Raw genomic sequence first — 25,381 nt, 5'->3', positions numbered from 1 at the left:
GTGTATCACATTTTATAAGGAACCGGTGTTTTAAATTTCGGTTTTTGCTTTTTATCCACTTTTATTGCTGCCCCTGATTTATACTTTTCTCTGTAATTATTAAACATTGAAACATTGACGAGAAGACCTGCAGAGATTAAGAGAACAAGCATGGAGGAGCCTCCATAGCTGATAAAGGGCAGTGTCACACCTGTAATCGGCAGCAGTCCTGTCAGGCCCCCGAGGTTGATGCATGCCTGAATCGCAATCATGCTCGAGATGCCGACAGCAAGCAGCGTACCGAAAGCATCTTCGCATTTTCGTGCTATGTAAAACCCTTTAAAGATCAGGACGCCAAGCAGCCCAAGAACAAACAGCACTCCTAGGATGCCAAGCTCTTCTGCAATGATCGCCATAATAAAATCTGTATGCGATTCAGGAAGATAGCCGTATTTCTGTACACTGTTGCCAAGGCCAAGGCCTGTCATTCCGCCGGAACCAATGGCATACAGAGAATTGGCAAGGTGATAGCCCGCATCCTCTTCTGTACCGAAAGGATCCGTCACACCCTGAAACCTTGAGACCCGCTCCTCTGTGAACAGCTTGTCTGAAAAAAGTGCAGCCAAAGGACTGAACAAAATCACAAAAATCAGCCCCATGAGGACGAGTCCTGAAATGCTGCGCCAGCTCATACCGGAGGACAGTACCATCGCCCCCAAAATCATAGCAATGATCACAGCTGTTCCAACATCCGGCTGCAGCACAATAAGCAGACAGATAAAAGCAGTAAAGAAAAGCGGAGGCATAACTGCCTTTTTGAAATGATTGATATATGCCTGCTTTTTCTCATATACAGCAGCCAGATAAATAATCACACTGAGCTTTACGAACTCGGCAGGCTGCATAGTGAAACCTGCTACCTTAATCCAGCTTTTTGCATTTCCGGCCGTATGGCCGTATACAAACAGAATAACAAGCAGTCCCACTGAAAGGAACATAATTGTTTTCAGCACTTTCCCAGTCAGCAATACCCTGTATGGAATGACAGCTGCCGCTGCAAAAGCAACAGAACCTACAAGGATCGTGATCAGCTGTTTATTGAAGAAGTAATCACTTTCTGCCCCATACCTGGTAACGCTTGAAATCATGCTTGAACTGTATACCATGATGAGCCCGAACACACACAGCAAAAAGACGGTAAAAATTAACGTATAATCATAGGATTTTAGGATTTTTTTAATCATAAACTCTCTTCCCTACTTTTTCAATTAATTCTTCTAAAAATTTTGTATTTTCGATATAATCACAAACCACGCTTAGCAGCCGCCTTTACTATCGTATCAGGGAAAAAGGCAACATACAATGAACGATTAGAGGAATTTGCCGTCCTCCCGTTCAGGAAAAAAGAACCGAAAAGATAAAAAAACTCAAACTATTGGCATGCAAACAGTTTGAGTTCCTGAGTTTATTTTTTCGTAAACGCCTCATGCAAGACAGACAGCTCGCGTTCCAAAGAATCCAGAAGAACCTTGCCTTCGTGTTCGAACACAAGACCAAGCCTTACAGCGAAATCAATTTCTCTGGATAAACCGAACATCTGTGTATCTAAAACCTCTTCATAAAGAGGGCATTGGGGCATTGTTAAATTATCCATCTGAACCTTGATCAATTTCATGATTTTGTCAGCATCCGCCTTGAGCAGCGCAAGTGCTTTTTCACGATGATCAATCGCAATCTCAGAAGCCAAATGAATCCCTCCGTTTCCGAGCGATTACCTCTAATCTATCTACTAATATTAAAGGGAAACCAGGAAAAAAGCAAGGTTTTATAATGGACAAAACGTGCGCCTGTTCGCCAATCCCTGTCAATTGTGACAACTTGTCCGAAAGCGCTTATAATGTGGAAAGAGGAGGGATAAGATGAGCATCATCCAAATCACCGGCAAAGTAAAATATCCGATTACCCTTGACCCGGGTGTCTGGATCTTCGATGACCGGAAAGCTGATCTCGAAAGTTTTTTTCATGATAGCGGGACAAAGGCTGACGAAACAGAAAACTATACGAAACAGATTTCAGCCCATTGGGACAGGGAAATTAAAGAAGGCAATGAAGCCCCTTCTATTCAAAAAAAGCAGTCCTTCAAAAAACAGGAACTTGTATCCGGCACTTTCGGAATCCGTCTGTCTCCTTTTCTGCAGCATGCAGAAGCAGAGCAGGACGCCACTTCCGTGCATATCCTTACAGACGGCGAAATGATTGCCCTCCCTCTGAAAAAAGCCCATGAACTGATTGCCGCTTTCAGCAAGGAAGGCAAGCCGTTAAAGGAAGACGGACCTATGCATCTCTACTATGGAGACGGCTCAAACAAGGATCGTCCGATCACTGCTGTTAAAGAAATCATGTTTCTCTAAAAAGAAGGTGCCGGAACCGGCACCTTCTTTCCATTCAAAGCAAATCGGCTGCAAGCTGCGCAAGTCCCGAGCGCTCCCCTTTTACAAGCTTTACATGGCCTGCAATCTGCTGGTCTTTGAATTTTTCCACAACATACGTCAGCCCGTTGTTGTATTCATCCAGATAAGGATGATCAATTTGCTCCGGGTCACCCATCAGGACAATTTTGCTGCGCTCTCCAACCCTTGTCAGGATGGTCTTGACCTCATGCTTGGTCAAATTTTGTGCTTCATCAATAATAATGTACTGATCCGGAATGCTCCGGCCCCTGATATAAGTCAGGGCCTCGACTTCGATCGAACCCATCCCTGCAAGAATGGCATCGAGCTCACCCGGTTTTTTCGTGTTGAACAAATACTCCAGATTGTCATAGATCGGCTGCATCCATGGACGGAGCTTCTCTTCTTTTTCACCCGGAAGGAACCCGATATCCTTGCCTACAGGAACAATCGGTCTTGCCACAAGCAGCTTCTTGAACGTTCCCAGATCCTCCGTCTGCAGAAGGCCCGCTGCCAGAGCAAGAAGCGTTTTTCCCGTTCCCGCTTTTCCAATCAGGGTAACGAGGGGGAGGTCGTTTCTCAGCAGCAGTTCCACAGCCATAGTCTGTTGCACGTTCCTCGGCCGGATGCCCCACACATGATCATGATCCGTAAAGAGCCGCTTCACCTTTTTCCCGGTTTTATCGACCATTCCGACAGCAGAGGATGATCCTCCTAGTGCATCTTTCATGATGACAAACTGATTCGGATAAAAGGGGTGGTTTGTCACCTCGGCAAGCGTTAATTCATTTTTCTCATAAAACTTGTCCAAGCTGTCCTTCTCGATGTACAAATCCAAGAATCCGGTATAAACATGATCAACCTCCACCACCCGGTCACTCAGGAAGTCCTCTGCAATCAGACCGAGTGCATCCGCTTTGACCCGAACAAGCGTATCTTTACTTACAATAATCACCGGCCGGCCGTCCTCTTTCGTCTTTTCTTCGTTGGAAAGATTATTTGCTACCGCAAGGATCCGGTTATCATTCGTTTTCTCAACAAAAATGTCCTGCAATTCGTGAAAAGAGCGGTGGTTCAATTCTATACGTAATACTCCCCCGTTGTGGAGCGGAATTTTTTCATGAAGCTTTCCTTTTTCCCTTAGTGCATCAATCAGTTTGGATACCTGGCGGGCATTTCGGCCAACTTCATCCATATAGCGTTTTTTGGAGTCCACTTCCTCCAGCACAACTGCCGGTATAACAACCTCATTGTCATCGAAAGAATAAATTGAATTCGGATCCTGCAGCAATACGTTTGTGTCCAATACATAAACCTTATTCAATATTCCGCCTCCCAATCTGCATATGGCAGCAAGGCTGCCTTCACTATCTCACAGCATGTTCAAACGATGCTAAAATATATGTTTTCGTGAATAAAGATAGAAGGTTAATCAGACAATAAAGTTAAAAGCCATACAAAAAGGAGTGCTCATATGCTGCGTTTGATGTTATTTTTCGCCATGGCCGGCCTTTTCATACTTTCGGCCTGCAATGCCGGGGAAAACCCGCAAGGCGAAACGTCCTCTGACTATAAATCAAAGCCCATAACCGTTAAAGACAGCGCTGAACAGCCAGTTGACAAAGAAACCGGCCAGCAGATCTCGAAACACTTGGTAGACATCGCTTCAAGAATCCCTGACGTAAACGATGCAACCGCAGTCGTTCTCGGAAATTATGCTATTGTCGGAATTGATGTTGAATCAGGTTTGGACCGGAACAAAGTCGAGTCCATCAAGTACGCAGTCGCAGAAAGCCTGAAAAATGACCCTCACGGTGCGAATGCCATCGTCGTAGCAGATGCTGATACGAACCAGCGGCTTAAACAGATGGGAAAAGAAATCCAGCAGGGCAGGCCGGTAGCAGGCGTCATGGACGAACTGGCCGCCATTATCGGACGTGTCATTCCGGATGTACCGGGCGACACCATTGACAACCCTGAAAAAGAACCGACTGAACAGGACAACGACCAGCTGCCGGAAAAACAGCAAAATGAACTGGACCGCAGCCAAAACAGGGAATCCAAAAATGAGCTTAAACGAAATCAATAAAGCAATAATCTGAATAAGCTTAGCCGCAGGAAAACGGCTAAGCTTTTTTCATTGCATCCAGCACCTGCTGATCAAGCTTCGAAGCAGCCTTCTCATCGTAGGTTTTTGCATACTGCGGCTCCACAGAAATCCGGGAACCGTAAAACATAACATCGCGGACTTCCGAAATGATCAGCTCTACGAGAGTAAGTTTGAGCGGAACCCCCTCAAGCCTCTCCACCTTAACATGGGCATTCCCCGTTATGGAATAAGCCGATTCATTGGCAAGCAGATGAACAACAGCAGCAGGATGCTTATGTATGTTTTCCAGGATACCGGAACGGGCATCCAAAGCAATGTAAACACGCTCGCGGTCAGGAGCATAAACCCACGAAACAGCATTCACATTCGGGGCTCCCGTTTCATGATCAATCGTCGCAATGTTTACAAATCTTTCCCTTTGCAAAGCATCAAAAAGCGGGTCAATCAGCTGGATCTCAACCTTATTCGCCATCTCCATCCCTCCAATGCTTCTTACACTTCTATCATAACGGTTTTACCCGAATGTTCCAATAAAAACAGAGTGTTTAGGAGAACTTTTTCAGCCTGTGGTATAATCATTCTAAATAACCAGTCAGAGGTGTTAGCCATGAGAGTAAAATGCGTAATATGCGACCAAGTCCACACGATAGACGATGAGACCCTTCTCGCTAAAAGGCTGAGAAACCGGCCTATCCATACCTATACATGCCCTGAATGCTACGGGCGCATCGAAGAAAAAACAAACGACCGCCTGAAAACCGGAAACTTCCGGCTTTACCGCGACAAACCCGCCGGAGACTACTGGTCATGATCGCCCGCGGCGGACTCTCCGGCCTGGCCGGAGGATTCATCCTCGGCTTTTTGCTCAAATGGATACAAGCCGCCACGGGAATCAAAGTCTACACCCTTCTCCTCAACATTGACTTCATCTACCCAAAACCGCTGCCAGAATGGGTCGAGTTCGCCATTCACCTCGTTGTCGCTGTTTTCATTGGGATCGGCTACGTGTACCTATCCAGCCGCCTCAAGATCCAGGGCTTCGGCAAAAGGTTCGCGTTCGCGCTGATCCTTACCCTCCCGGCACTGCTCCTGTATTTCCCGCTGTCCCTTCTCGCCATTAAAGACGTTCCAGGTGTGTGGGATGTGACTGCTTTTGGGTATTGGTGTCTGGGGCATTTAGGGTTTGTGGGGGGGATGGTTTTGCTGGGGGGAAGAAACCGCAAGTAGCATCTTTGCCAAGTCAATCGTATAACTTCTTCCCTTAGTAGCACCTGTTTTATCAAAGTTTAATTTATGCAGAAGTTTATTTGACACGGATACCGATTCAACCTTGGCAAATTTTCTGAGTCCGCTATTTGTAATCAGACATCCCTTAAGGAAAAAATAGTCGATTAGTGTATGATAATGGGCTAATTCGTTTTTGCTGCCGCACTTAAAACAAATCCAGCTCCTTTTCGTTCTTTGTATCGTCATACCTTCGCAATTCTCACAATACACGCCACGTATTAAGTCTTCATCTTGAAGAGTATGTATATTTAGCACTTTATTTTAAGTGTAGTGATAGCATGAAACTTAAGGTCGGCTTATTCTTGCCGTTACTTGACTTATTCTGGCCGTCGACATAATTATTTTGTCCATTGCATGACTTATTCTGTCCGTCATCCTCATTTATTTGGCCGTCGCACCCCACTATTTGGCCATCACCTTCAGTTATTTGGCCGTTCGGATTATTTTGTCCGTTGCATGACCTATTTTGGCTGCAGTCCTCATTTATATGACCATCACCTCCAATTATTTGGCCGTTCCAAGTTTTTTGTCCATTATTCGACTTGTTACGGCCGTCGTCATTCACACAGCATTAATTGACCAATCTCGTCATTTGATTGCACACAAAAACCCCCCGCACCAGCAGGGGGTCCACTATTCCTAATCAATCATTGATAATTCCGGTACCGTTCCGGTTCTCTTCGCATTTGTTCTTTCATGACGTCGATGAGTTCGCGGGGGAAGCGGGCCCGGTATTGTTCGCCGTTTTGAAGGCAGGTGATATAGTACATGTCATCTTCGGTGTGGAAGGTGAGCTGTTCGATGGCGTGGTCTTCGGATAGGACTTGTTCGAAGAGGGCGGCAGTTTCGTTTGCTGATTGGTCATCCGGCCGGTCGATGGCGACGACTTTGATAGAGAGCCAGTTATAGAGTGCATCCTGGAGTGATCTCATGGGGATTGCTCCATTTTTTTATGCCGGTTCAGGCGGATCTTATAAATAATCAAAATGAGCGCTGCTATGACAAGACCTTCAGCGATCGGGAGGAACGCTGCGAGAAAGGTCAGGATGGCACAGCCCAGAAATAAGAATACGTAGATGAGTGCAGCTTTTAACGGCGGCAGTTTTTTGGCGAATCCGAGTTTAAACACGATGATCGAGAGCAGCAGGATGATTGTGAACATTGCCTGTCCTCCTGCTACAGGATCCATGGTGGTGTAAATCAGTTTTGCGACAGGCCACATCCTGTCATATACCTCTGCATCTGTCAATGCAGTACCCCCTCACATAAAAAAATTGGTTTCTTTCAGAGTAGCAAAGAAACCAATTTTGGACAAGATGATCTATTTTGTTTACAGGCCGGAGAGTTTCTTTTTCTTGGCTGCTTTTTCTCGTTCGTTTTTATCGAGAATTTTCTTTCTCAGACGAATGCTTTCAGGTGTTACTTCACAATATTCGTCATCGTTCAAATACTCAAGGGATTCCTCAAGCGTCATGATGCGCGGTTTTTTCATCGTTGTTGTCTGATCTTTTGTTGCAGAGCGGACGTTTGTCTGCTGCTTCATTCTGCAGATATTTACGACGAGGTCGCTGTCACGGTTATGTTCACCGACGATCATCCCTTCGTAAACGTCTGTTCCTGGCTCTACGAAGATCACTCCACGGTCTTCAATTCCCATGATTCCGTAAGAAGAAGATTTCCCGTTTTCCATGGAAACGAGTACACCTTGGCGGCGTCCGCCAACCTGTCCTGTCGCCATCGGCTGATAGCTGTCAAACGTGTGGTTGATGATTCCGTAACCGCGTGTCAGTGACAGGAATTCAGTAGAATAACCGATCAGTCCGCGGGAAGGAACCATGAAAATCATGCGGACCTGGCCGTTTCCGTTATTGATCATGTCCTGCATTTCGCCTTTGCGGGCCCCGATGGATTCCATGACTGCTCCTGTGTAGTCTTCCGGCACATCGATTTGCACGCGTTCAACCGGCTCACAGCGGACTCCGTCGATTTCGCGTACGATAACTTCAGGCTTGGAAACCTGCAGCTCGTAGTTTTCGCGGCGCATGTTCTCGATCAGGATGGAAAGGTGAAGCTCTCCGCGTCCTGAAACAGTCCAAGCATCCGGGGATTCAGTGTTTTCAACGCGAAGACTTACGTCCGTCTGAAGCTGCTGCATCAGGCGCTCTTCAATTTTGCGGGAAGTGACGAATTTGCCTTCACGGCCGGCGAACGGGCTGTTGTTGACAAGGAATGTCATCTGCAATGTAGGTTCATCGATGCGAAGGATCGGCAGTGCTTCCTGATGTTCAACAGGGCAAACCGTTTCTCCTACATTAATGTCTTCCATTCCGGACACCGCTACAAGGTCTCCCGCCTTTGCTTCTTCTACTTCCACACGCTTTAGTCCCTGGAAGCCGAAGATCTTCGTTACACGGAAGTTTTTCGCAGTCCCGTCCAGTTTCATAAGGGATACCTGCTGTCCTACCTGCATCGTTCCTCTGAATACGCGACCGATTCCAATACGGCCCACGTAATCGTTGTAATCAAGAAGAGCAACCTGGAATTGAAGATGTTCTTCACTGTTATCCACTGGTGCAGGAATATGCTCAATGATGGATTCATAGATGCTTTCCATGTTTTCATCCTGTTTGGAAGGATCCGGATCCAAGCTTGCTGTACCGTTGACAGCAGATGCAAAAATAACTGGGAATTCCAGCTGTTCTTCTGTTGCGTCAAGCTCGATGAAAAGATCGATTACCTCATCGACTACTTCCTGAGGACGGGCTGAATCTTTATCGATTTTGTTAACAACAACAATCGGCGTCAGTTTCTGCTCGAGCGCTTTTTTCAGAACAAACCGTGTCTGAGGCATGCAGCCTTCATATGCATCGACGACCAGAAGTACGCCGTCAACCATTTTCATGATCCGCTCTACTTCTCCGCCGAAGTCGGCATGTCCTGGTGTGTCAAGGATGTTGATGCGTGTGTCTTTATATTGAATAGCCGTGTTTTTGGCCAAAATCGTTATTCCGCGTTCACGTTCCAAATCATTGGAGTCCATGGCACGTTCAGCAACCTGCTCGTTTGCACGGAATGTTCCTGCCTGATGAAGCAGTTTGTCTACCAGCGTTGTTTTACCATGGTCAACGTGGGCAATAATCGCAATATTGCGAAGATCGTTTCGAAGTTTCACAATTTCATCTCCTATTAATTCAAATACCCTCGATATTATAACACACACTGCTGGTAAAAAAGAAAGTTTTTAAGTAAACTTAAAATAGAATCTTTTTTACATGTTAGGGGATGCACATATGAAGTCGGTTAAATGGAAGTTTTTGCTTCTCGCTGTGCTTGCAGCAGCTATGATGGCGCTGGTCGGTATTTCAGTCAGCTACCGGAGCGTTTTTGGAATTATTCTTGGGATTCTTGGCTTGTGTGCAGTAATGGGCTTTGGGTTTGCCCAAAAGAAAAGATTGCGTGAAAGCGGGCAACTGTAACCATAAAAAAATGAGCACATTGTGCTCATTTTTTTATTGCAGCGGACGGAGCATAATCATATGCTCTTCTTCCAGTTTAAATTGTTCAAACCCTGCTGCACCAAGAAAAAGGACCCAGTCATGCCTCTTTTCTGGCACACCTGCAAACAGAACTTTGTGGCCCTTTTCCTTAAAATGGCCAGCCAGGCTGCTGATTACTGCTTTTGCAATCCCGGTCTGCCTTTTTGCCGGGTTCACAATAACGGTTCCAATCCAGGCTTTCTCATTGGAGGGTGCCCATTCTACAGAAAACGTGATGGCCGCCGGTTCGCCATGCTGCTCCCACACTAGCCAGGAACCGCGGTACATGTCATATCTTCTCATGTACTCTTCAATCGCGGATGCATCTGTTTCATATGCTTCCCATTCAGGGCTTTCAGCCGCCCAATCTATAAAAAGGCGGAGATCCTGTCCTGTAAATTCCCTTGATCTCAGCATATTATGACTTTTTAAGGTACGTCTCCAGAATTTCCTGATGCAGTCCGTCTCTTGCGGCGAGTATGCTGTTTTTTCCGATCGTGTTGATCGGCTCCCCGTCCATCGTTGTGGCCTTGCCGCCAACTTCCTCGAGAAGGATGAGTCCTGCCGCGAAATCCCAGGGTGCAAGCCTCATGGTGATGTAGCAGTCGAGCCTGCCTGATGCAACATACGCGAATTCGAGCGCTGCAGAACCATATGATCTTGTGCCCCGTGCGCTCCGGACGAGCGGAGCGAGAACAGCTGGGTCGATTCTCCGGTTTTCCGTAACCCATGTTGCATTGATGCCAATAATGGATTCACTTACTTCTCTTCGGTCAAGCTTTTGCAAAGGGGTTTCATCCATATAGGCGCCTTCCCCTTTTTTCGCATGATACAGCTCATCGTGAACAACATCATAAATTAATCCGACCATCCCGGTTCCGTTTTCGTATATACCGATGGAAATGGCGAAGTTTCTCTGCTGATGGACAAAATTCATGGTGCCGTCAATCGGATCAATGATCCAGATGATCCCTTCCGTGTCCTTCACATCGTGACCGAAACCCTCTTCACCGAGAATCCGGTGCTCCGGATACATTTCCTTAATTTTGCTGATGAAAAACTGTTCCGTTTCTTTGTCCATGTTCGTAACTAAATCGTTCGGATTAGATTTTGTCTGTATGGAGAGAGATGTGGCAAAAGAGGCACGAATTCTTTCCCCGGCTTCCCTTACCCAGCTTTTCGCATATTGGTCGATTTCCTTCCAGTTTGTCATGTCCGTCCTTCTTTCTGATGCAGATTCAGGCTTCTTAAAGGGCCTGTCCATTTATGTATATACACAGAATACTTTATGAAAAATAGGAATACAAGCAGGAGGGGAGACACAGCCGTACTGCGCAGATAAAAACGAACCTTTTGGAGGTTCGTTTCCTATCATGTGTACTATGCCTGCAGTTTCATCCATTCTTTTCTGAGTTTTTCAAGTCTTTGTTTACTGGCGGATTTTTGATCTTCATTTTTTTCCTGCATCGCTTCAAATAATGTGGCCAGTTCATAATCCAATTCCAGCTGAACCACATTGATACGGTTTTTCATTTCCTTGGGCTGCACGGCTTTCATGACCTGTTTCATTGAAAAACTCCCCTTTCCTGCTTATTTCCTTAAAACTGTGAACCGTTAAGATTTTGTATATCTTATGATTGGAAACCATCTCATGGAACATGGTGAATTAAATTGTGTATATACCTATTTAAATAAAGTTTTATTACAAATACTTTACCACCCGCCATAAGGGATGAAACGTGCAGTTGTATTGGAGCACGCTGTCCGCTGTGCTAAACTGTTTACATGAATACATGTTCAGATCGCTCAAGGTGGCGATACAACCGGGAGGGCAATTGCGAAGATGACGTTTACTGGGTTTAATAAAGAAGATTTTGACGTATTTAAAATAGATGGGCTTGAGATGAGGATGGAAGAACTGATCAAACAGGTGCGTCCGAAGCTCGAAGAACTTGGCGGGTATTTTGCCCCGATGCTTTCTGCTCTTACAGGAGAGGAAATGCACGCTCATGTAGCGAAGCATGCACGAAGGTCGGTCAATCCGCCCGATGACACCTGGGTCGCTTTTGCTTCAAGCAAGCGGGGGTATAAAATGCTTCCTCATTTTCAGGTGGGATTGTGGGAAACACACGTCTTTATTTGGTTCGCTATGATCTATGAAGCGCCGGGCAAAGAACAGTTCGGCAAAGCAGCAGAAAAAAATGCCGCCAGGATTATCAAGGAAATTCCCGGCAGCTATGTCTGGTCTGCAGATCATACGAAGCCTGATTCCATTCCTCAATCCGAACTTGGCAAGAATGGTCTGAAGGAGCTTGCTGTGAGGCTTCAAACCGTGAAGAAGGCAGAATTGCTGTGCGGGGTCTCCATTCCAAGAGAAGAGGCTTTACGTTTAAGCGGCAGTGAGATGGCTTCGAGAATCGAAGACACCTTTAAAACGCTTATGCCGTTATATGAGCTTGCCAAAAAAACACCGGTAAGCAGCAGCTGACAAAAAATCCCGGGGAATCCCCGGGATTTTTACATTTTTATCAAGGCGCCGTCCTCGCTGTTTTTTGCTTTTTTTACCGCCTTGTAGGAAGAGTAGCCGCTCACCTCTTCAAATTCATCACAGATGTTTTTCTCATCGGCTTTTCCTGGAACAATTTCTTTAAACCGTCTGTAGCTGGACATAAACTCTTCCCGTCTTAAACCCTTCTCGTATGCTTTTTCCACATTTTCAAAAAAATGAACTGCATCGATGATTTCTTCTGTTGACCAATCAGCCGATAGCGGATATTGATAATCCATTCTTCACACTCCAGTTTATGCTTGTATTCCCCATTGCTTCCGGATAACTTCTCCCTCATGCAACATTCTATCAAATAATTCCTCAGCAGAGGGAATATCATGGATCAGACCTGCAGACTGGCCCGCCCACCCGTATCCTTGCGAATTGATTCCCTCATATATGTATTTTTTATTCGCTTCACCGCTGATATACATTTTAAGCGCTTCATATCCCGGATTTTGTTTTTCAAGATTCAGGATTTCCTCTGTCCAGGTGTTGGCTATGGCCCGTGCAGGGGCTCCAAGGCTTTTTTTAATTAAGACAGTGCCTGTTTCTGAAGCCTTTAACAGATCTTCTTTATACCTTTCATGCGCATGTACACACTCTTTTACTGCAATGAAGCGGGTGCCCATTTCAATACCTTCTGCACCGAGCGCCAGCGCCGCCATCATTCCCTTACCGTCTGCAATGCCCCCGGAGGCGATGACAGGGATTGAAACGGCTTGTACAATCCTCGGTATGAGGACCATCGTACCGGTATCGTCCCTGCCGAGGTGCCCTCCTCCTTCCTGACCGACAGCGATGACTGCATCCGCACCAAGGTGCTCTGCCTTTTCTGCCTGTCTTCTTGAGGCCGTAAGAACGAGTTTTTTAACAGAAGTTCCTTTCAGCTGATCAAAAAGAGGTGCGGGATTTCCGCCTGTCATTGTAACGATGCCAATCCCCTCATCCATTGCTGCATCGAGCATATGCGAAAACGGCCGTCCTTGCTGTCCGATTGCAAAATTGACACCGAACGGATGGGTTGTTTTCGCCCTCGTTTTTCTGATTTCGCTTCTCAGTTCCTCCGGTGAGCCGAGTGACATGGCCGTAATCTGCCCTAATCCACCTGCATTGGATACTGCGGCTGCAAGCTCTGAGTAAGCGAGATATGCAAGGCCGCCCTGTATGATAGGATACTTTATACCAAGCATTTCTGTTACTCTTGTTTCCCAGATCATTTTCATTCCCCCTTGTATAAGGTACCTTCGCTGCTCCGCTTTCGTTTTCCTTCGTCAAAAGCCAGCAAGATTTTCTTTATAAAAACCTGTGCAGATGATATAATTCATTTGTTTTAAATAAGGACGCATTACATTGAAAAGAAGGTGGCATTGCACATTGAATCAAAACCTCACACCGCTTTATACCGGACTGAAAAAGCATATCGACCGGAATCCTGTACAATTTCATATACCAGGCCACAAAAAAGGTTCAGGGATCGATCCGGAATTTAGAGAATATATAGGTGAAAACGCGCTTAAAATGGATTTAATCAATATCGGCCCGCTTGACGATCTTCACTCTCCCAAAGGGATTATCAAGGAAGCGCAGGAGCTTGCAGCAGAAGCATTTGGGGCTGATTATACGTTCTTTTCTGTACAGGGAACGAGCGGGGCCATCATGACGATGGTGATGGCGGTCTGCAAGCCGGGTGATAAAATTATTGTCCCCCGGAACGTTCATAAATCAGTTATGACGGCGATTGTCTATTCAGGAGCTGTTCCGGTCTTTATCCATCCTGAAGTGGATAAGAACCTTGGGATATCTCACGGAATTACAACCGACGCAGTACAGACGGCGCTTGATCAGCATCCGGATGCCAAAGGTGTGCTCGTCATCAATCCAACCTATTTCGGGATCTCTGCAGATCTTGAAAAGATTGTGGAAATCGCTCATTCTTATCACATCCCCGTACTGGTGGATGAAGCCCATGGCGTCCATATTCATTTCCATGAAGATCTCCCTATGTCTGCGATGCAGGCCGGGGCGGATATGGCGGCGACAAGCGTTCATAAGCTTGGCGGCTCTATGACCCAGAGTTCCGTTCTTAATGTAAGAGAAGGGCTCGTTTCTGCACAAAGAGTACAGTCCATTCTCAGCATGATGACGACGACTTCAACCTCTTATCTGCTGCTCTCTTCTTTAGATGTTGCACGGAAAAGGCTTGCCATCGAAGGCCGGAGCCTCATTGATAAAACCATCAAGCTTGCTGAGGACACGAGAAGACAGCTGAATGAGATTGAAGATATTTATTGTGTGGGTCAGGAGATCCTCGGTACAAAGTCAACCTTTGACTATGACCCGACCAAGCTCATTATTTCGATAAAAGACTTGGGGCTGACCGGCTATGATGTGGAAAAATGGCTTCGCGAAAAATATCGGATTGAAGTGGAGCTCTCAGATTTATACAACATCCTCTGTATTATCACACCAGGGGATACAGAGACAGAGACCAGCCTGCTGGTCGAGGCTCTTACCGAGCTGTCAGAACGCTTCAAGCACCGTGATCCGGAAGAGGTTGAAGAAACCTCTGTCCTTCTTCCAGATATTCCGGTTCTCGCACTGACCCCGAGGGATGCGTTCTATGCAGAGACGGAAGTGATCGACTTTAATGAATCGGCAGGCAGGATCATCGCTGAATTTATTATGGTATACCCTCCCGGAATCCCTATTTTCATTCCTGGCGAAATCATTACGGAAGACAATCTTCATTATATACAGAAAAACATGGAAGTCGGCCTTCCTGTTCAGGGACCTGAGGATCCGAACCTGAACTCCCTTCGTGTCATTAAAGAGCATAAAGCGATCCGTTAGGCCATAAATAAAAGCATGCGCATTATCAGCGCATGCTTTTCCCTTTTATATATGAACCCCTTGATGCTTACTGTTCCAATTCTGTTTTATTGCAGTCGCAATCCATACATCTTCCGTACAATTTAGAGACCTTTTCATCCTCAAAGTGGCTAATCGTGCTGTTGCAATCCTGGCATACGATTGTTCCCATCTTTTCATCCCCTTTTTTAAATTGTAAGCGGTTTAACTTTCGTTATCTTTATATTATTATGTCACATTGTATTCGTCAAGCATAAAAAGTATGACACATTAGGTTTATATTGAAAGCCTTTTTTTAACCAATTTACAGTCTGACTCTTTACTTTTTTTCAGAAAGTTCTATAATTTTTACAAATAGAGGACAAAGGAGGATGTCTTTTGGGCGAGCATGCAACCATCAAAGCTTCTCCCGAATATTCGATCGGGGAAATAAAGAGCTATCTCCAATATTATCGGGACATAACAGCGAAAACTGGAGAACAGCTGGATTGGCAATACAGTGAACGTTCCTTTCCTTATGATCAGATAACTGAAAAAGAGCAGCTCATCATTCTGGCCAGCAGTGATCCTTCGTATCATCAGATTGTAATCGGAGAAGCGGCTGATGAGGAGTTGAGCCTGTTCCAAATCTACCTCTCCCCCGCTTCCACGCACGGCGACAAAGCGAAAGCCAATGAACTGGCGAAGTTTCTGGCAAAGAAACTGAAAGCAGAACTCGTCTTGTTTAACGGCCGTACCATGAAATTTAAATAAATTTTTAAGAACCCGAATAGGACTTTCGGGTTTATTTTTATTGGAATAGGCTAAATGATACTTTGTGCCTTTCTTTTCTGAATGGCTTTGTTAAAGCATGGTGTTGATCTTTTAACAGCTGTTGATTGGAGTGGAAGGTGCGAGACTCCGAGCTGAGAGCAGCTGGACAGGTGAGACTCCGCAGGCGCAAAGCGGGGAGGAGGCTCACCGCCCGCCCCGCGGAAAGCGAGCGCCTGCAACGGAAATCAACAGCCAAGTTTAACAGAGCTTTCTGAATAGAAGCAGCCTTCCTGCTTTAAACTAATGAAAGGACATGTTACACTATGTAACGTTGTGTTTTTTTTCACAAACTTTATGAAGGAGCGATGCGTATGAAGCGTATAACACCTGTTTTCACCATCTCAGTTATCGTTGCCGCTCTTTTTATTGTCTGGGGCGTATTGCCGGCGAATGTTCTCGGCGCATATACCCTGTCAAAGGTAACGGCAGCAGTACATGGTTTGATAATTGAGAAATTCGGCTGGTTTTATTTATTGACCGCTACATTCTTTTTGATTTTTGCAATCGGTCTTATTTTTACGAAATACGGGAATATCAAGTTGGGTAAAGACGATGATGAACCCGAGTATTCGTACATATCATGGTTCGCGATGCTATTTAGTGCCGGAATGGGAATTGGCCTTGTCTTCTGGGGAGCAGCCGAACCCCTTAACCATTATATGACTCCGCCTACAGGAGAAGGCGGTACAGATGAAGCAGCAAGAGGTGCTCTCCGCTATTCATTTTTCCACTGGGGGCTTCACCCATGGGCTATTTACTCAGTAATCGCCCTTGCTCTGGCTTATTTCACCTTCAGGAAAGGCCAGAATGGCGTCATCAGCAAAACACTTGAGCCGCTGATTGGAAAAAAATCAGAAGGCGGCTGGGGTACGCTGATTAATTTCGTGGCTGTGTTTGCGACGATTTTTGGAGTTGCCACATCTCTAGGGCTTGGGGCAACCCAAATTTCCGGCGGGGTTTCACACGTGTTCCCGGCCATTCAGAATAATCTCGGAACTCAGCTGATCATCATTGCGATTGTAACGGTTCTATTCACCGTTTCTGCTCAGTCAGGGCTTGATAAAGGGATTAAGATATTGAGCAATGTAAATGTCGTGCTGGCAATTTGTCTTATGCTTGCATTGCTGTTTATCGGACCTACAAACTTTATCATGGATTTCTTTGTTACAACGCTTGGAAGCTATTTTCAATACCTTCCATCGCAAAGCTTTAAAATGCTTCCTTTTGACCAGGAAAACACATGGATCCAGGATTGGACCTTATTTTACTGGGCCTGGTGGATTTCATGGGCTCCGTTTGTAGGAACGTTTATTGCCAGGGTGTCCAGAGGACGGACGATCAGAGAATTTGTGATTGGCGTTCTTGCAGTTCCTACTGTGTTTGGTGCATTGTGGTTTTCTGTCTTCGGTGGTTCAGCCATCTACCAGCAGCATATGGAGAAGATTCCTCTTGTCGAAGCGATGACAGAGGGAGGCACGGAAATTGCTCTTTTTGAAATGCTCAGCAGTTTCCCGTTCGGTACCGTTTTGTCTCTGCTCGCTATTTTTCTTATCGCCACTTTCTTCATCACTTCAGCAGACTCAGCTACATTCGTTCTGGCTATGCAGACGACAGATGGAGACTTGAACCCTGCGAATTCTGTTAAGCTCGTCTGGGGCTTGATTCAGTCGGCTATAGCAGCCATCCTTCTCTATACCGGTGGACTCGAGGCACTTCAAACCGCCTCGATCATAGCTGCTCTGCCTTTTGCGGTCATTATGATCTTAATGGTTTTCTCCCTCGCCAAATCGCTTAAGAAAGAGAAAGTACTGATTTATAAACCAGTGGATAAAGAAAAATTAAAGAAAATGGAAAAAAATGAAACCTAATAGTGTTTACTCCCGTTATATACATACGGGAGTTTTTTTTTGTGTATGAACTTCAGGTAAAGAACAACCGGCCATATGTGAAATGTTCATTTATCATTTGGATAACATTTTCATGACATTTGAAGGTATCAGAATACTTTGTGATAAAATAAGGATAATTTGCTGCCTGCACAGGCATAAGGAGGGGTACTAATGCTCAGTGAACGGAAATTCAGACTAGACCGGATACTTTTGGCCGCTGTCATTGGACCTGCATTACTCCTGTCCTCATGCTCTCTTCAGGAGGCATTATCCAGTACTCCTGCCCCTCAGGTACAGTCAAAAGGGAAAATAATCGTTTTCTTTTCAGACGGGGAAAAAATTGAAGAAGAAGAGCAGTATTATGACGCACTGCTTGATATAAAAGAAGAATATCCGGAAGAATATGAAAAGATGAGAGTTTATCAGGAAGAACAAAAGAATCCTTTCGGAATAAAAAGTTTTCCTTCTTTGCTGATCATGGAGGACCGAAAAATAAGGGTCCATGTGGAAGGCGCTTTAAAAACAAAAGATCAAATACTCAGTGAAATAAAAACTGTTCTATCCCAATAAAAAAACCTCCGCAGCTGCGGAGGTTTTTTATTCTTATTTTACGATGTGAATCGGGCTTCCCATTGCTACTTCTGCAGCTTCCATTGTGATTTCTCCCAATGTCGGGTGAGCGTGGATGGTCATTGCGATATCTTCTGCAGTCATTCCTGCTTCAATCGCCAAGCCAAGCTCGGAGATCATGTCAGATGCATTTGCACCTGCGATTTGAGCTCCGATCACGATGCCGTCTTCTTTGCTTGTGATCAGTTTCATGAAACCGTCTGTCTCATTAAGGGAAAGAGCACGTCCATTTGCAGCGAACGGGAATTTCGCAGCAGTCACTTCAATGCCTTCTTCTTTTGCCTGAGCTTCTGTATAGCCTACAGTAGCCAGTTCAGGCTCAGAGAATACGACAGCAGGGATACCAAGGTAGTCGATCTCAGCCGGCTCGCCAGCAATCACTTCTGCTGCAATCTTACCTTCATAAGAAGCTTTGTGGGCAAGAGGAGGACCTTCAACGATGTCTCCGATTGCGTAAATGTTGGATACGCTTGTACGGCATTGTTTGTCAATTTTGATCACGCCGCGGTCGCTCATTTCAACGCCTACTTGCTCAAGACCAAGTTCATCCGTGTTCGGGCGGCGTCCAACTGTAACAAGAACGTAATCCGCATCAACGGTTTTCTCTTCGCCTTTCACTTCAAACGTAACTTTAACGCCGTCAGCAGACTCTTCCACTGATTTCGCCATTGCTTTTGTATGAATGTCTACATTTCCTTTTTTCTTCAGGTTGCGTTTAACGAGTGAGCTCATTTGTTTCTCAAAGCCCATCAGGATGTCATCAAGCGCTTCAATGATCGTTACTTCGGTGCCGAAGTTCGCATAAGCTGTTCCAAGCTCCGTCCCGATGTAGCCTCCGCCAATCACAACCAGTTTTTTAGGAATGTCTTTTAGAGCAAGAGCTCCTGTAGAGTGAATGACACGGTCAGAATATTTAAAAGCAGGAAGCTCGATCGGACGGGAACCCGTCGCAATGATTGCATTCTTGAATTTATAAGTCTGTGAAGAGTTTTCATCCATTACTTTAACGGACTCATTGTCTACGAAATATGCTTCTCCGCGTACAATTTCAACTTTGTTTCCTTTAAGAAGGCCTTCAACGCCGCTAGTCAATTTATTAACGACACTGCCCTTCCACTCCTGAACCTTTGTGAAGTCTACTTTTACGTTTTCTGCCGTGATTCCCATATCATCGGAGTGCTTGGCATTCTCGTAGCGGTGACCTGCTGTGATCAAGGCTTTGGAAGGAATGCACCCAACGTTCAGGCAAACTCCGCCCAGGTTTCCTTTTTCGACGATTGTAACTTTTTGTCCAAGCTGTGCAGCGCGGATGGCGGCTACATAGCCGCCAGGTCCCGCACCAATGACAAGAGTATCTGTTTCAATAGGGAAATCTCCTACTACCATCGATTACGCCTCCATTAAAATAAGTTGTGGATCGTTCAGCAAACGCTTGATGTGATTCATTGCATTTTGTGCTGTAGCACCATCAATCATACGGTGGTCGAAGCTCAGGGAAAGAGCAAGAACCGGAGCCACGACGATTTCTCCGTCACGGACAACAGCCTTTTCCGCAATACGGCCAATTCCGAGGATCGCTACCTCAGGATGGTTGATTACCGGAGTGAACCATTGTCCGCCTGCAGAGCCGATGTTCGAAATTGTGCATGAAGCACCTTTCATTTCAGCGCCGGAAAGTTTACCGTCACGCGCTTTTACTGCAAGCTGGTTAATCTCATCAGAGATTTCAAATACAGATTTGCGGTCAGCATTTTTAACAACCGGTACAAGAAGACCTTTTTCTGTGTCAGCTGCAATACCGATATTGTAGTAATGCTTTTGAACAATTTCATCCGTGCTGTCATCAAGGGATGTATTAAGCACAGGGAACTTCTTCAGCGCGGAAGTAAGAGCTTTCACAACGTACGGTAAATATGTTAACTTAATACCCTGGTCTGCCGCAACACCTTTGAATTTTTTACGGTGTGCTACAAGCTCGGTTACATCGATTTCGTCCATAAGTGTAACGTGTGGAGCTGTATGCTTGGAGTTGACCATTGCTTTCGCGATCGCTCTGCGCATACCTGACATTTTTTCGCGTGTTTCTGGAAGATCGCCTTCCGGAATCGGCTGTGCAGCAGGTTTTTTCGCTTCCTGAGCTGCCTCTTCTTTAGGAGCTGCAGCTTCTTCCTGCTGTGGAGCCGCTCCGCCTTTACCGAATGCATCGATATCTTCTTTGGAGATACGGCCATTTTTGCCTGAACCGTTCACCTGACGGATATCTACGCCTTGTTCACGGGCGTATTTTCGTACAGATGGCATAGCCACTACACGTTTGTTCGGATCCGCTTCAGCTTGTTCCTGGTTTCCTGCACCAGTTTCAGCAGCCGGTTCTTCCTTAGGAGCCTCTTCCTTCGCTACATCTTGGCCGGCTTCCCCTGTAGATTGAACCTGAGCTTCCGTTTTTTCTTCTTTTTTCTCGTCGCTTCCGTGGTCGTCACCTTTGAATTTAAGGTTTTCGTAGCCCGGAGCATCAAATGTAATAAGGGTTTGTCCAACAGTTGCAACTGTTCCCTCTTCTACTTTAAGTTCAATTACTTTTCCTTTAACAGGAGAAGGAATTTCAACTACAGCTTTATCGTTCTGTACTTCTGCCAGTACATCATCTTCTTCGATTTCGTCTCCTGGCTTAACAAACCACTTTACGATTTCACCTTCGTGGATACCTTCGCCGATATCCGGCATTTTAAATTCGAATGACACGGTTTTTCAACCTCCCAGTATTGTGTGTTTTGCATGAAACGAAAAGAAACCAGCAAACTGATTTCTTTCCGGTCTTTGTTTCGTCCTGTTTGATTAAAATTCCAATACTTTTTTAGCTGTTTCAATTACATCTTTATGGTTTGGAAGCCATACTCCCTCAGCTTGAGAGAACGGGAAGACAGTATCTGCAGCTGCAACACGCAGTACAGGTGCTTCCAGGCTAAGGATTGCGCGGTCATTGATTTCAGCTACCACGTTCGCAGCGATTCCTGCCTGCTTTTGTGCTTCCTGAACAACAATGGCACGTCCTGTTTTTTCAACAGAAGCGATGATCGTTTCGATATCCAGCGGCTGAACTGTACGAAGGTCGATCACTTCAGCAGATACGCCTTCTTTTTCAAGCTCTTCTGCTGCTTTGATGCATTCATGAACCATTGCACCGTAAGTGATGATGGAAAGATCAGATCCTTCACGCTTCACTTCCGCTTTGCCAAGCTCGATAGTGTACTCTTCCTCAGGAACTTCCTGACGGAAAGAGCGGTACAGTTTCATGTGCTCAAGGAAAATGACCGGATCGTTATCACGGATCGCAGAAATCAAAAGACCTTTTGCATCGTAAGGTGTGGAAGGAATAACCACTTTAAGACCAGGCTGCTGAGCCATAAGCCCTTCAAGACTGTCAGCATGCATTTCAGGAGTATGTACTCCTCCGCCGAATGGAGAGCGGATGGTTACAGGGGAAGTCCATCTTCCGCCTGAACGGTAGCGCATGCGGGCCATTTGCCCGGAAATGGAATCCATTACTTCATAAACAAAGCCGAAGAACTGGATTTCCGGTACAGGACGGTAACCTTGAAGACCAAGTCCAAGTGCCAGGCCGCCGATTCCTGATTCTGCAAGCGGAGTATCGAATACACGGTCTTCGCCAAATTCCTTCTGCAATCCTTCAGTCGCGCGGAATACACCGCCGTTTACGCCAACGTCTTCTCCGAATACCAGAACGTTTTCGTCATTTTTAAGTTCTGTGCGTAACGCATCAGTGATTGCCTGGATCATTGTCATTTGCGCCATGGCTTACTTCGACTCCTTCGCTTTATAAATTTCAAACTGCTCCTTAAGGTTATTCGGCATTTCGTCGTACATAATGCCCATAAGGTCAGTTACTTTTTGTTTTGGATAATCGTCGGCTTTTTTGATTGCTTCTTTGATTTCTTCTTTAGCCTGTTCGATTACTTTGTTTTCTTCTTCTTCGCTCCAAAGCTTTTTGCCTTCGAGGAATTTACGGAAACGGACAAGAGGATCTTTCTCTTCCCATTCGTTTTCGATATCTTTTGTACGGTAGCGGGTAGGGTCATCGCCAGCCATCGTATGCGGTCCGTAGCGGAACGTAAGAGTTTCAATCAAAGTCGGGCCTTCACCTGCGATGGCACGCTCACGCGCTTCAGCTGTAGCAGCATAAACCGCAAGAGGGTCCATCCCATCAACCTGAATCCCAACGATACCTGCAGCAACTGCTTTTTGAGCAATCGTACGGGCTGCAGACTGCTTCTCAACAGGAGTGGAAATCGCATAACGGTTGTTTTGAACAACGAAGATTGCCGGTGCTTTGAAAGCTCCTGCGAAGTTGATTCCTTCATAGAAATCACCCTGTGAAGCTCCTCCGTCACCAGTGTACGTGATCGCTACTGCTTCTTTGCCGCGTTTCTTCATTCCAAGTGCCACACCGGCAGTCTGGATGTACTGAGCGCCGATGATGATCTGCGGAGAAAGTGCATAAACATCTTCAGGCATCTGGTTTCCGTGGAAATGTCCGCGGGAGAAAAGGAATGCCTGGTATAAAGGAAGTCCGTGCCAGATAATCTGAGGAACATCACGGTAACCCGGAAGAATGAAGTCGTCCTTTTCAAGTGCAAAGTGAGAAGCGATCTGGGATGCTTCCTGTCCGGCTGTCGGAGCGTAGAAGCCAAGACGGCCCTGACGGTTAAGAGAAATGGAGCGCTGGTCAAGAATACGAGTGTAAACCATACGGCGCATAAGCTCTTTCAATTGATCGTCTGAAAGATCAGGCATCGCCGCTTCATTAACGACTTCGCCCTTCTCATTTAAAATTTGGAACATTTCGAACTGCTTGGCAATCGCATCGAATTGCTTCTTGCCATCCACAAGTGCAGATTTAGTTTTAGCAGCCATCTAAGTCACCTCTTCCTTTCATCTAGAGAAATTTGATAGCAGAATGATTCCAGTCATATACAGATTTAGGATACCCTAAAATAATTCACAGACACATTTTTTTGCATAGTCATTCCACTACCATTTACCACATTTGAACAACTTAAAACTTCCTTATATGTAAGGAAAATGAGTCGGAAAAACTGTATTAATCGTTTCGTTCAAATAATTAATACAATACATCCAATACAAAACTAGTTTACACCTCTCCAAAAATGAAGTCAATCAGTTTGTATAAGGTTTGGCGCAACCATTTTTTCCTCTGTTTTCATTTCAAAATAATGACAATCAAGAAAACTGTATTAGTACAAAACCTCAATCTGTACTACAATAGAAGCGTTTTCATAGCAACTGAAAAAAAGCCTCTTCAGCTTTCTGCCTGCTGAAGGGCTTTTCCGTTCATTCTTCGCCTGTATTTATATCGGCTGCCGAATAGAATTCCTTTTTCGCCTTGTTGTACTGGTCCGTGTACTCGTTGAACTTCGTATTCAGTTCTTTTACTTCTTTATAAGATGCATTGATTTTTTCAATATGGGCTTCGAGGTCCTCGAGTTTCAAATCCTTCTTCTGGAACATCTGATACAGTTCTTCATCAAGCGCAGCCGCTACTTTATAAGAAGCAGCAAGCTTCCCGTAAGCGTCATACCGGTCATTCATCAGCTTTTGAAGCTCTTCCCCTTCTGCAGCAGCCTCTTTTTCTTCAATCTTGCCGAGTGCCTCTTCAGCGTCTTTAAAAGCTTCTTCTGATGCCTGAATGCTCTTTTCCTCGCTTGCGATGCGGGCTTTCCGGTCTTCGACCAGCTCAAGCGCTTCAGCCGACAGCTTTTTTATTTTGTCAAAATCATTCATGCCAAGCGCCACGATCTCATTGTATAATTTGTTTTCCTCTTGCTCGAGCTTTAAAAGAGGCTCCTGTTCTTTTTTAAAAGGAGCTTCTTTTGATACTACATTCTCAAGTGCCTCATAGGCCTGCTCAGAAGGCGACGGCCCCATACAGCCTGCAAGAACCGTTCCTGCCATAGCGGCACTGACTCCCGTCAACATCCATTTGTTCTTTTTCCGCACACTAAATCCCCCTAACTCTTCAACTATTTACTATAAAATTTATAAAGGAGGAAAACAATACATTAGCCTAAAGTTATTTCACTGAAACGGAAAAAACAGGCATTTAGGCTGAAATCCTGACTTTGGCTGAGCAGTAAACGCAGTTCTCCTAAAGCAAATTCCTTCAAAGGGCTGCTTGTCCTTCCAGCAGCAGACCCCCCTCAGCTTCTTCCGAAAATTTTCACCTGCAGCCCCATACTTTATAAAAACCTTAATAATCCGGGTCTTTGCCTTTTTACCGGAAGGCAATATCCTTCTTAACCGGGCCCCCGCCTTAAAATCCTGAAGAAATGGGCGAATGACTATACACTTCTGCCCTCCCGGCATATGTTATAGCAGACGCTCAAGCAAGAGCGCTATTTCAAAGGAGGTCATTACATGTACTGTTATCCTGCTTATCCTGCGTACGGCTGTGGCGGAGGCTACGGCTACGGCCGCACATTTGCTCTAATCGTGGTTCTTTTCATCCTATTGATCATCGTAGGCGCAGCCTACCTCGGACCAAACTGCTAACTAGAAAAGCGGAGGGCGTTTGCCCAGGCCTGAAGGCCGGTGGAGCTTCTGACCGAGAGGCGCTTTATTGAGGAAGTTCTGCTAAGTGCGCGACATCCTGTCGCAACGCAGAACGGACCCGCATCCTGCAGGCCCGAAGAAGCGAAGCGGCCGAAGGCCTAGCGCCCGGAGCTAGACACTAAAACCTGGTGTCTAGCCTTACATAATACTGCCCGGAGGAAGGTGCTCTAGTTAGGAAATTCTGCTAAGTGCGCGACGTCCTGTCGCAACGCAGAATTGACCCGCATCCTGCGGGCCTCCACCGGATGAGCGGCTTATGACCTCGAGGGCCTAGCCGCCGGAGCTGGACACCAAAACCTGGTGTCTAGCCTTTACATACTTCTGCTCTGTCCCGATAGCCGGTGGAGCTTCTGACCGAGAAGCTCTTTTTTGAGGAAGTTCTGCTAAGTGCGCGACGTCCTGCCGCAACGTAGAACGGACCCGCATCCTGCAGGCCGCCGGAGCTGGACACCAAAACCTGGTGTCCTGTTCTTACATAGTGAACCCAAAGGGCCATTGCCGGAAGGAAGTTCTGCTAATTGCGCGACGTCCTGTCGCAACGCAATTGACCCGCATCCTGCGGGCCTCCACCGGATGAGCGGCTTATGACCTCGAGGGCCTAGCCGCCGGAGCTGGACACC

The 25,381-nt window shown here is 45.9% G+C and carries 29 protein-coding genes; 11 read left to right on the top strand and 18 right to left on the bottom strand.

Annotated features, from left to right (window positions below):
* Window positions 1–5: 5 nt before the first annotated feature.
* The gene (locus tag GKZ89_RS04150; protein WP_155111139.1) at window positions 6–1,223 is read right to left on the bottom strand and encodes an FtsW/RodA/SpoVE family cell cycle protein; all 1,218 of its coding nucleotides are present in this window, start codon (window positions 1,221–1,223) and stop codon (window positions 6–8) included.
* A 221-nt stretch (window positions 1,224–1,444) separates the two neighbouring features.
* A complete protein-coding gene (locus GKZ89_RS04145; protein ID WP_035413036.1) occupies window positions 1,445–1,726 on the bottom strand; it encodes an Fpa/YlaN family protein in 282 nt (93 codons plus the stop codon).
* A 172-nt stretch (window positions 1,727–1,898) separates the two neighbouring features.
* Between GKZ89_RS04145 and GKZ89_RS04140 the strand changes: the two genes are divergently transcribed.
* Window positions 1,899–2,390, top strand: a complete 492-nt coding sequence (locus GKZ89_RS04140; protein ID WP_155111138.1) for a peptidyl-prolyl cis-trans isomerase — start codon at window positions 1,899–1,901, stop codon at window positions 2,388–2,390.
* Between the two features lie 34 nt (window positions 2,391–2,424).
* On the opposite strand, the gene GKZ89_RS04135 is transcribed toward GKZ89_RS04140, so the two are convergent.
* Window positions 2,425–3,756, bottom strand: a complete 1,332-nt coding sequence (locus tag GKZ89_RS04135) for a PhoH family protein (RefSeq protein ID WP_338324897.1) — start codon at window positions 3,754–3,756, stop codon at window positions 2,425–2,427.
* A 147-nt stretch (window positions 3,757–3,903) separates the two neighbouring features.
* On the opposite strand from GKZ89_RS04135, the gene GKZ89_RS04130 reads away from it, so the two are divergent.
* On the top strand, window positions 3,904–4,518 hold the full coding sequence (locus tag GKZ89_RS04130) for a YhcN/YlaJ family sporulation lipoprotein (RefSeq protein WP_241680121.1): 615 nt from the start codon (window positions 3,904–3,906) through the stop codon (window positions 4,516–4,518).
* Window positions 4,519–4,555: 37 nt separating this feature from the next.
* Here the strand turns inward: GKZ89_RS04130 and GKZ89_RS04125 are convergent, their stop codons facing one another.
* Window positions 4,556–5,011 (bottom strand): pyridoxamine 5'-phosphate oxidase family protein, encoded by a 456-nt coding sequence (locus tag GKZ89_RS04125; RefSeq protein ID WP_155111136.1) that lies wholly within the window; start codon window positions 5,009–5,011, stop codon window positions 4,556–4,558.
* Between the two features lie 135 nt (window positions 5,012–5,146).
* Between GKZ89_RS04125 and GKZ89_RS04120 the strand changes: the two genes are divergently transcribed.
* Entirely contained in the window at window positions 5,147–5,350 is a 204-nt protein-coding gene (locus tag GKZ89_RS04120) for a YlaI family protein (protein WP_155111135.1), read from the top strand.
* Window positions 5,347–5,766 carry a hypothetical protein gene (locus GKZ89_RS04115; protein ID WP_155111134.1) on the top strand — a complete coding sequence of 140 codons (420 nt, stop codon included), beginning with the start codon at window positions 5,347–5,349 and terminating at the stop codon, window positions 5,764–5,766. The genes GKZ89_RS04120 and GKZ89_RS04115 overlap by 4 nt, the downstream gene beginning before the upstream one ends.
* A 707-nt stretch (window positions 5,767–6,473) precedes the next feature.
* Here GKZ89_RS04115 and GKZ89_RS04110 read toward each other — a convergent pair.
* The 3 genes from GKZ89_RS04110 to typA all read right to left on the bottom strand — a co-directional run bounded on the left by GKZ89_RS04110 (window position 6,474) and on the right by typA (window position 8,998).
* A complete protein-coding gene (locus GKZ89_RS04110; protein WP_155111133.1) occupies window positions 6,474–6,758 on the bottom strand; it encodes a hypothetical protein in 285 nt (94 codons plus the stop codon).
* Window positions 6,755–7,015 carry a YlaH-like family protein gene (locus GKZ89_RS04105; RefSeq protein ID WP_241680126.1) on the bottom strand — a complete coding sequence of 87 codons (261 nt, stop codon included), beginning with the start codon at window positions 7,013–7,015 and terminating at the stop codon, window positions 6,755–6,757. Before GKZ89_RS04105 ends, GKZ89_RS04110 begins: the two co-directional genes overlap by 4 nt.
* 141 nt (window positions 7,016–7,156) lie before the next feature.
* A complete protein-coding gene (gene typA, locus GKZ89_RS04100; RefSeq protein WP_162356468.1) occupies window positions 7,157–8,998 on the bottom strand; it encodes a translational GTPase TypA in 1,842 nt (613 codons plus the stop codon).
* A gap of 118 nt (window positions 8,999–9,116) precedes the next feature.
* Here typA and GKZ89_RS04095 point away from each other — a divergent pair, with 118 nt between their 5' ends.
* Entirely contained in the window at window positions 9,117–9,302 is a 186-nt protein-coding gene (locus GKZ89_RS04095) for a DUF5325 family protein (RefSeq protein ID WP_155111132.1), read from the top strand.
* 33 nt (window positions 9,303–9,335) lie between these two features.
* Here the strand turns inward: GKZ89_RS04095 and GKZ89_RS04090 are convergent, their stop codons facing one another.
* The 3 genes from GKZ89_RS04090 to GKZ89_RS04080 form a co-directional block, all read right to left on the bottom strand.
* Window positions 9,336–9,779 carry a GNAT family N-acetyltransferase gene (locus tag GKZ89_RS04090; protein WP_155111131.1) on the bottom strand — a complete coding sequence of 148 codons (444 nt, stop codon included), beginning with the start codon at window positions 9,777–9,779 and terminating at the stop codon, window positions 9,336–9,338.
* A 1-nt stretch (window position 9,780) separates the two neighbouring features.
* Window positions 9,781–10,575, bottom strand: coding sequence for an inositol monophosphatase family protein (locus GKZ89_RS04085; RefSeq protein WP_155111130.1), 795 nt, complete (start codon window positions 10,573–10,575; stop codon window positions 9,781–9,783).
* Between the two features lie 167 nt (window positions 10,576–10,742).
* Window positions 10,743–10,931 carry a hypothetical protein gene (locus tag GKZ89_RS04080; RefSeq protein ID WP_155111129.1) on the bottom strand — a complete coding sequence of 63 codons (189 nt, stop codon included), beginning with the start codon at window positions 10,929–10,931 and terminating at the stop codon, window positions 10,743–10,745.
* Between the two features lie 274 nt (window positions 10,932–11,205).
* Between GKZ89_RS04080 and GKZ89_RS04075 the strand changes: the two genes are divergently transcribed.
* Complete coding sequence (locus GKZ89_RS04075; RefSeq protein WP_155111128.1) at window positions 11,206–11,850, top strand: YktB family protein; 645 nt, start codon at window positions 11,206–11,208, stop codon at window positions 11,848–11,850.
* A 29-nt stretch (window positions 11,851–11,879) separates the two neighbouring features.
* Here GKZ89_RS04075 and GKZ89_RS04070 read toward each other — a convergent pair whose 3' ends face one another.
* Together GKZ89_RS04070 and GKZ89_RS04065 are read right to left on the bottom strand one after the other, a co-directional pair.
* A complete protein-coding gene (locus GKZ89_RS04070) occupies window positions 11,880–12,149 on the bottom strand; it encodes a UPF0223 family protein (RefSeq protein ID WP_155111127.1) in 270 nt (89 codons plus the stop codon).
* A 15-nt stretch (window positions 12,150–12,164) separates the two neighbouring features.
* Window positions 12,165–13,130 (bottom strand): NAD(P)H-dependent flavin oxidoreductase, encoded by a 966-nt coding sequence (locus tag GKZ89_RS04065; RefSeq protein WP_155111126.1) that lies wholly within the window; start codon window positions 13,128–13,130, stop codon window positions 12,165–12,167.
* Between the two features lie 157 nt (window positions 13,131–13,287).
* Between GKZ89_RS04065 and GKZ89_RS04060 the strand changes: the two genes are divergently transcribed.
* Window positions 13,288–14,763 (top strand): aminotransferase class I/II-fold pyridoxal phosphate-dependent enzyme, encoded by a 1,476-nt coding sequence (locus GKZ89_RS04060; RefSeq protein WP_155111125.1) that lies wholly within the window; start codon window positions 13,288–13,290, stop codon window positions 14,761–14,763.
* Window positions 14,764–14,830: 67 nt separating this feature from the next.
* On the opposite strand, the gene GKZ89_RS04055 is transcribed toward GKZ89_RS04060, so the two are convergent.
* The gene (locus GKZ89_RS04055) at window positions 14,831–14,953 is read right to left on the bottom strand and encodes a GapA-binding peptide SR1P (protein WP_155111124.1); all 123 of its coding nucleotides are present in this window, start codon (window positions 14,951–14,953) and stop codon (window positions 14,831–14,833) included.
* 206 nt (window positions 14,954–15,159) lie between these two features.
* On the opposite strand from GKZ89_RS04055, the gene GKZ89_RS04050 reads away from it, so the two are divergent.
* From GKZ89_RS04050 to GKZ89_RS04040, 3 genes are all read left to right on the top strand, one after another.
* The gene (locus GKZ89_RS04050; RefSeq protein WP_155111123.1) at window positions 15,160–15,534 is read left to right on the top strand and encodes a DUF1885 family protein; all 375 of its coding nucleotides are present in this window, start codon (window positions 15,160–15,162) and stop codon (window positions 15,532–15,534) included.
* A 371-nt stretch (window positions 15,535–15,905) separates the two neighbouring features.
* Window positions 15,906–17,462 carry a glycine betaine uptake BCCT transporter gene (locus GKZ89_RS04045; RefSeq protein ID WP_155111122.1) on the top strand — a complete coding sequence of 519 codons (1,557 nt, stop codon included), beginning with the start codon at window positions 15,906–15,908 and terminating at the stop codon, window positions 17,460–17,462.
* 192 nt (window positions 17,463–17,654) lie between these two features.
* The gene (locus GKZ89_RS04040; RefSeq protein ID WP_155111121.1) at window positions 17,655–18,053 is read left to right on the top strand and encodes a hypothetical protein; all 399 of its coding nucleotides are present in this window, start codon (window positions 17,655–17,657) and stop codon (window positions 18,051–18,053) included.
* Window positions 18,054–18,086: 33 nt separating this feature from the next.
* Here the strand turns inward: GKZ89_RS04040 and lpdA are convergent, their stop codons facing one another.
* The 5 genes from lpdA to GKZ89_RS04015 all read right to left on the bottom strand — a co-directional run bounded on the left by lpdA (window position 18,087) and on the right by GKZ89_RS04015 (window position 24,149).
* A complete protein-coding gene (lpdA, locus tag GKZ89_RS04035) occupies window positions 18,087–19,499 on the bottom strand; it encodes a dihydrolipoyl dehydrogenase (RefSeq protein WP_155111120.1) in 1,413 nt (470 codons plus the stop codon).
* Window positions 19,500–19,502: 3 nt separating this feature from the next.
* Complete coding sequence (locus GKZ89_RS04030) at window positions 19,503–20,855, bottom strand: 2-oxo acid dehydrogenase subunit E2 (protein WP_162356465.1); 1,353 nt, start codon at window positions 20,853–20,855, stop codon at window positions 19,503–19,505.
* A 93-nt stretch (window positions 20,856–20,948) separates the two neighbouring features.
* Window positions 20,949–21,926 carry an alpha-ketoacid dehydrogenase subunit beta gene (locus tag GKZ89_RS04025; RefSeq protein WP_155111119.1) on the bottom strand — a complete coding sequence of 326 codons (978 nt, stop codon included), beginning with the start codon at window positions 21,924–21,926 and terminating at the stop codon, window positions 20,949–20,951.
* Between the two features lie 3 nt (window positions 21,927–21,929).
* Window positions 21,930–23,045, bottom strand: a complete 1,116-nt coding sequence (pdhA, locus tag GKZ89_RS04020; RefSeq protein WP_155111118.1) for a pyruvate dehydrogenase (acetyl-transferring) E1 component subunit alpha — start codon at window positions 23,043–23,045, stop codon at window positions 21,930–21,932.
* A 438-nt stretch (window positions 23,046–23,483) separates the two neighbouring features.
* Window positions 23,484–24,149: a YkyA family protein gene (locus GKZ89_RS04015; RefSeq protein ID WP_338324894.1), complete on the bottom strand. Its 666-nt coding sequence runs from the start codon at window positions 24,147–24,149 to the stop codon at window positions 23,484–23,486.
* A 417-nt stretch (window positions 24,150–24,566) separates the two neighbouring features.
* Between GKZ89_RS04015 and GKZ89_RS04010 the strand changes: the two genes are divergently transcribed.
* A complete protein-coding gene (locus GKZ89_RS04010; RefSeq protein WP_155111117.1) occupies window positions 24,567–24,701 on the top strand; it encodes a YjcZ family sporulation protein in 135 nt (44 codons plus the stop codon).
* The last annotated feature ends 680 nt before the right edge of the window (window positions 24,702–25,381 follow it).

The sequence above is a fragment of the Metabacillus mangrovi genome (assembly GCF_009711125.1).
In the GTDB taxonomy this organism is placed as follows: Bacteria; Bacillota; Bacilli; order Bacillales; family Bacillaceae; genus Metabacillus_B; species Metabacillus_B mangrovi.
This window is presented reverse-complemented; position numbering and strand designations above follow the sequence as displayed.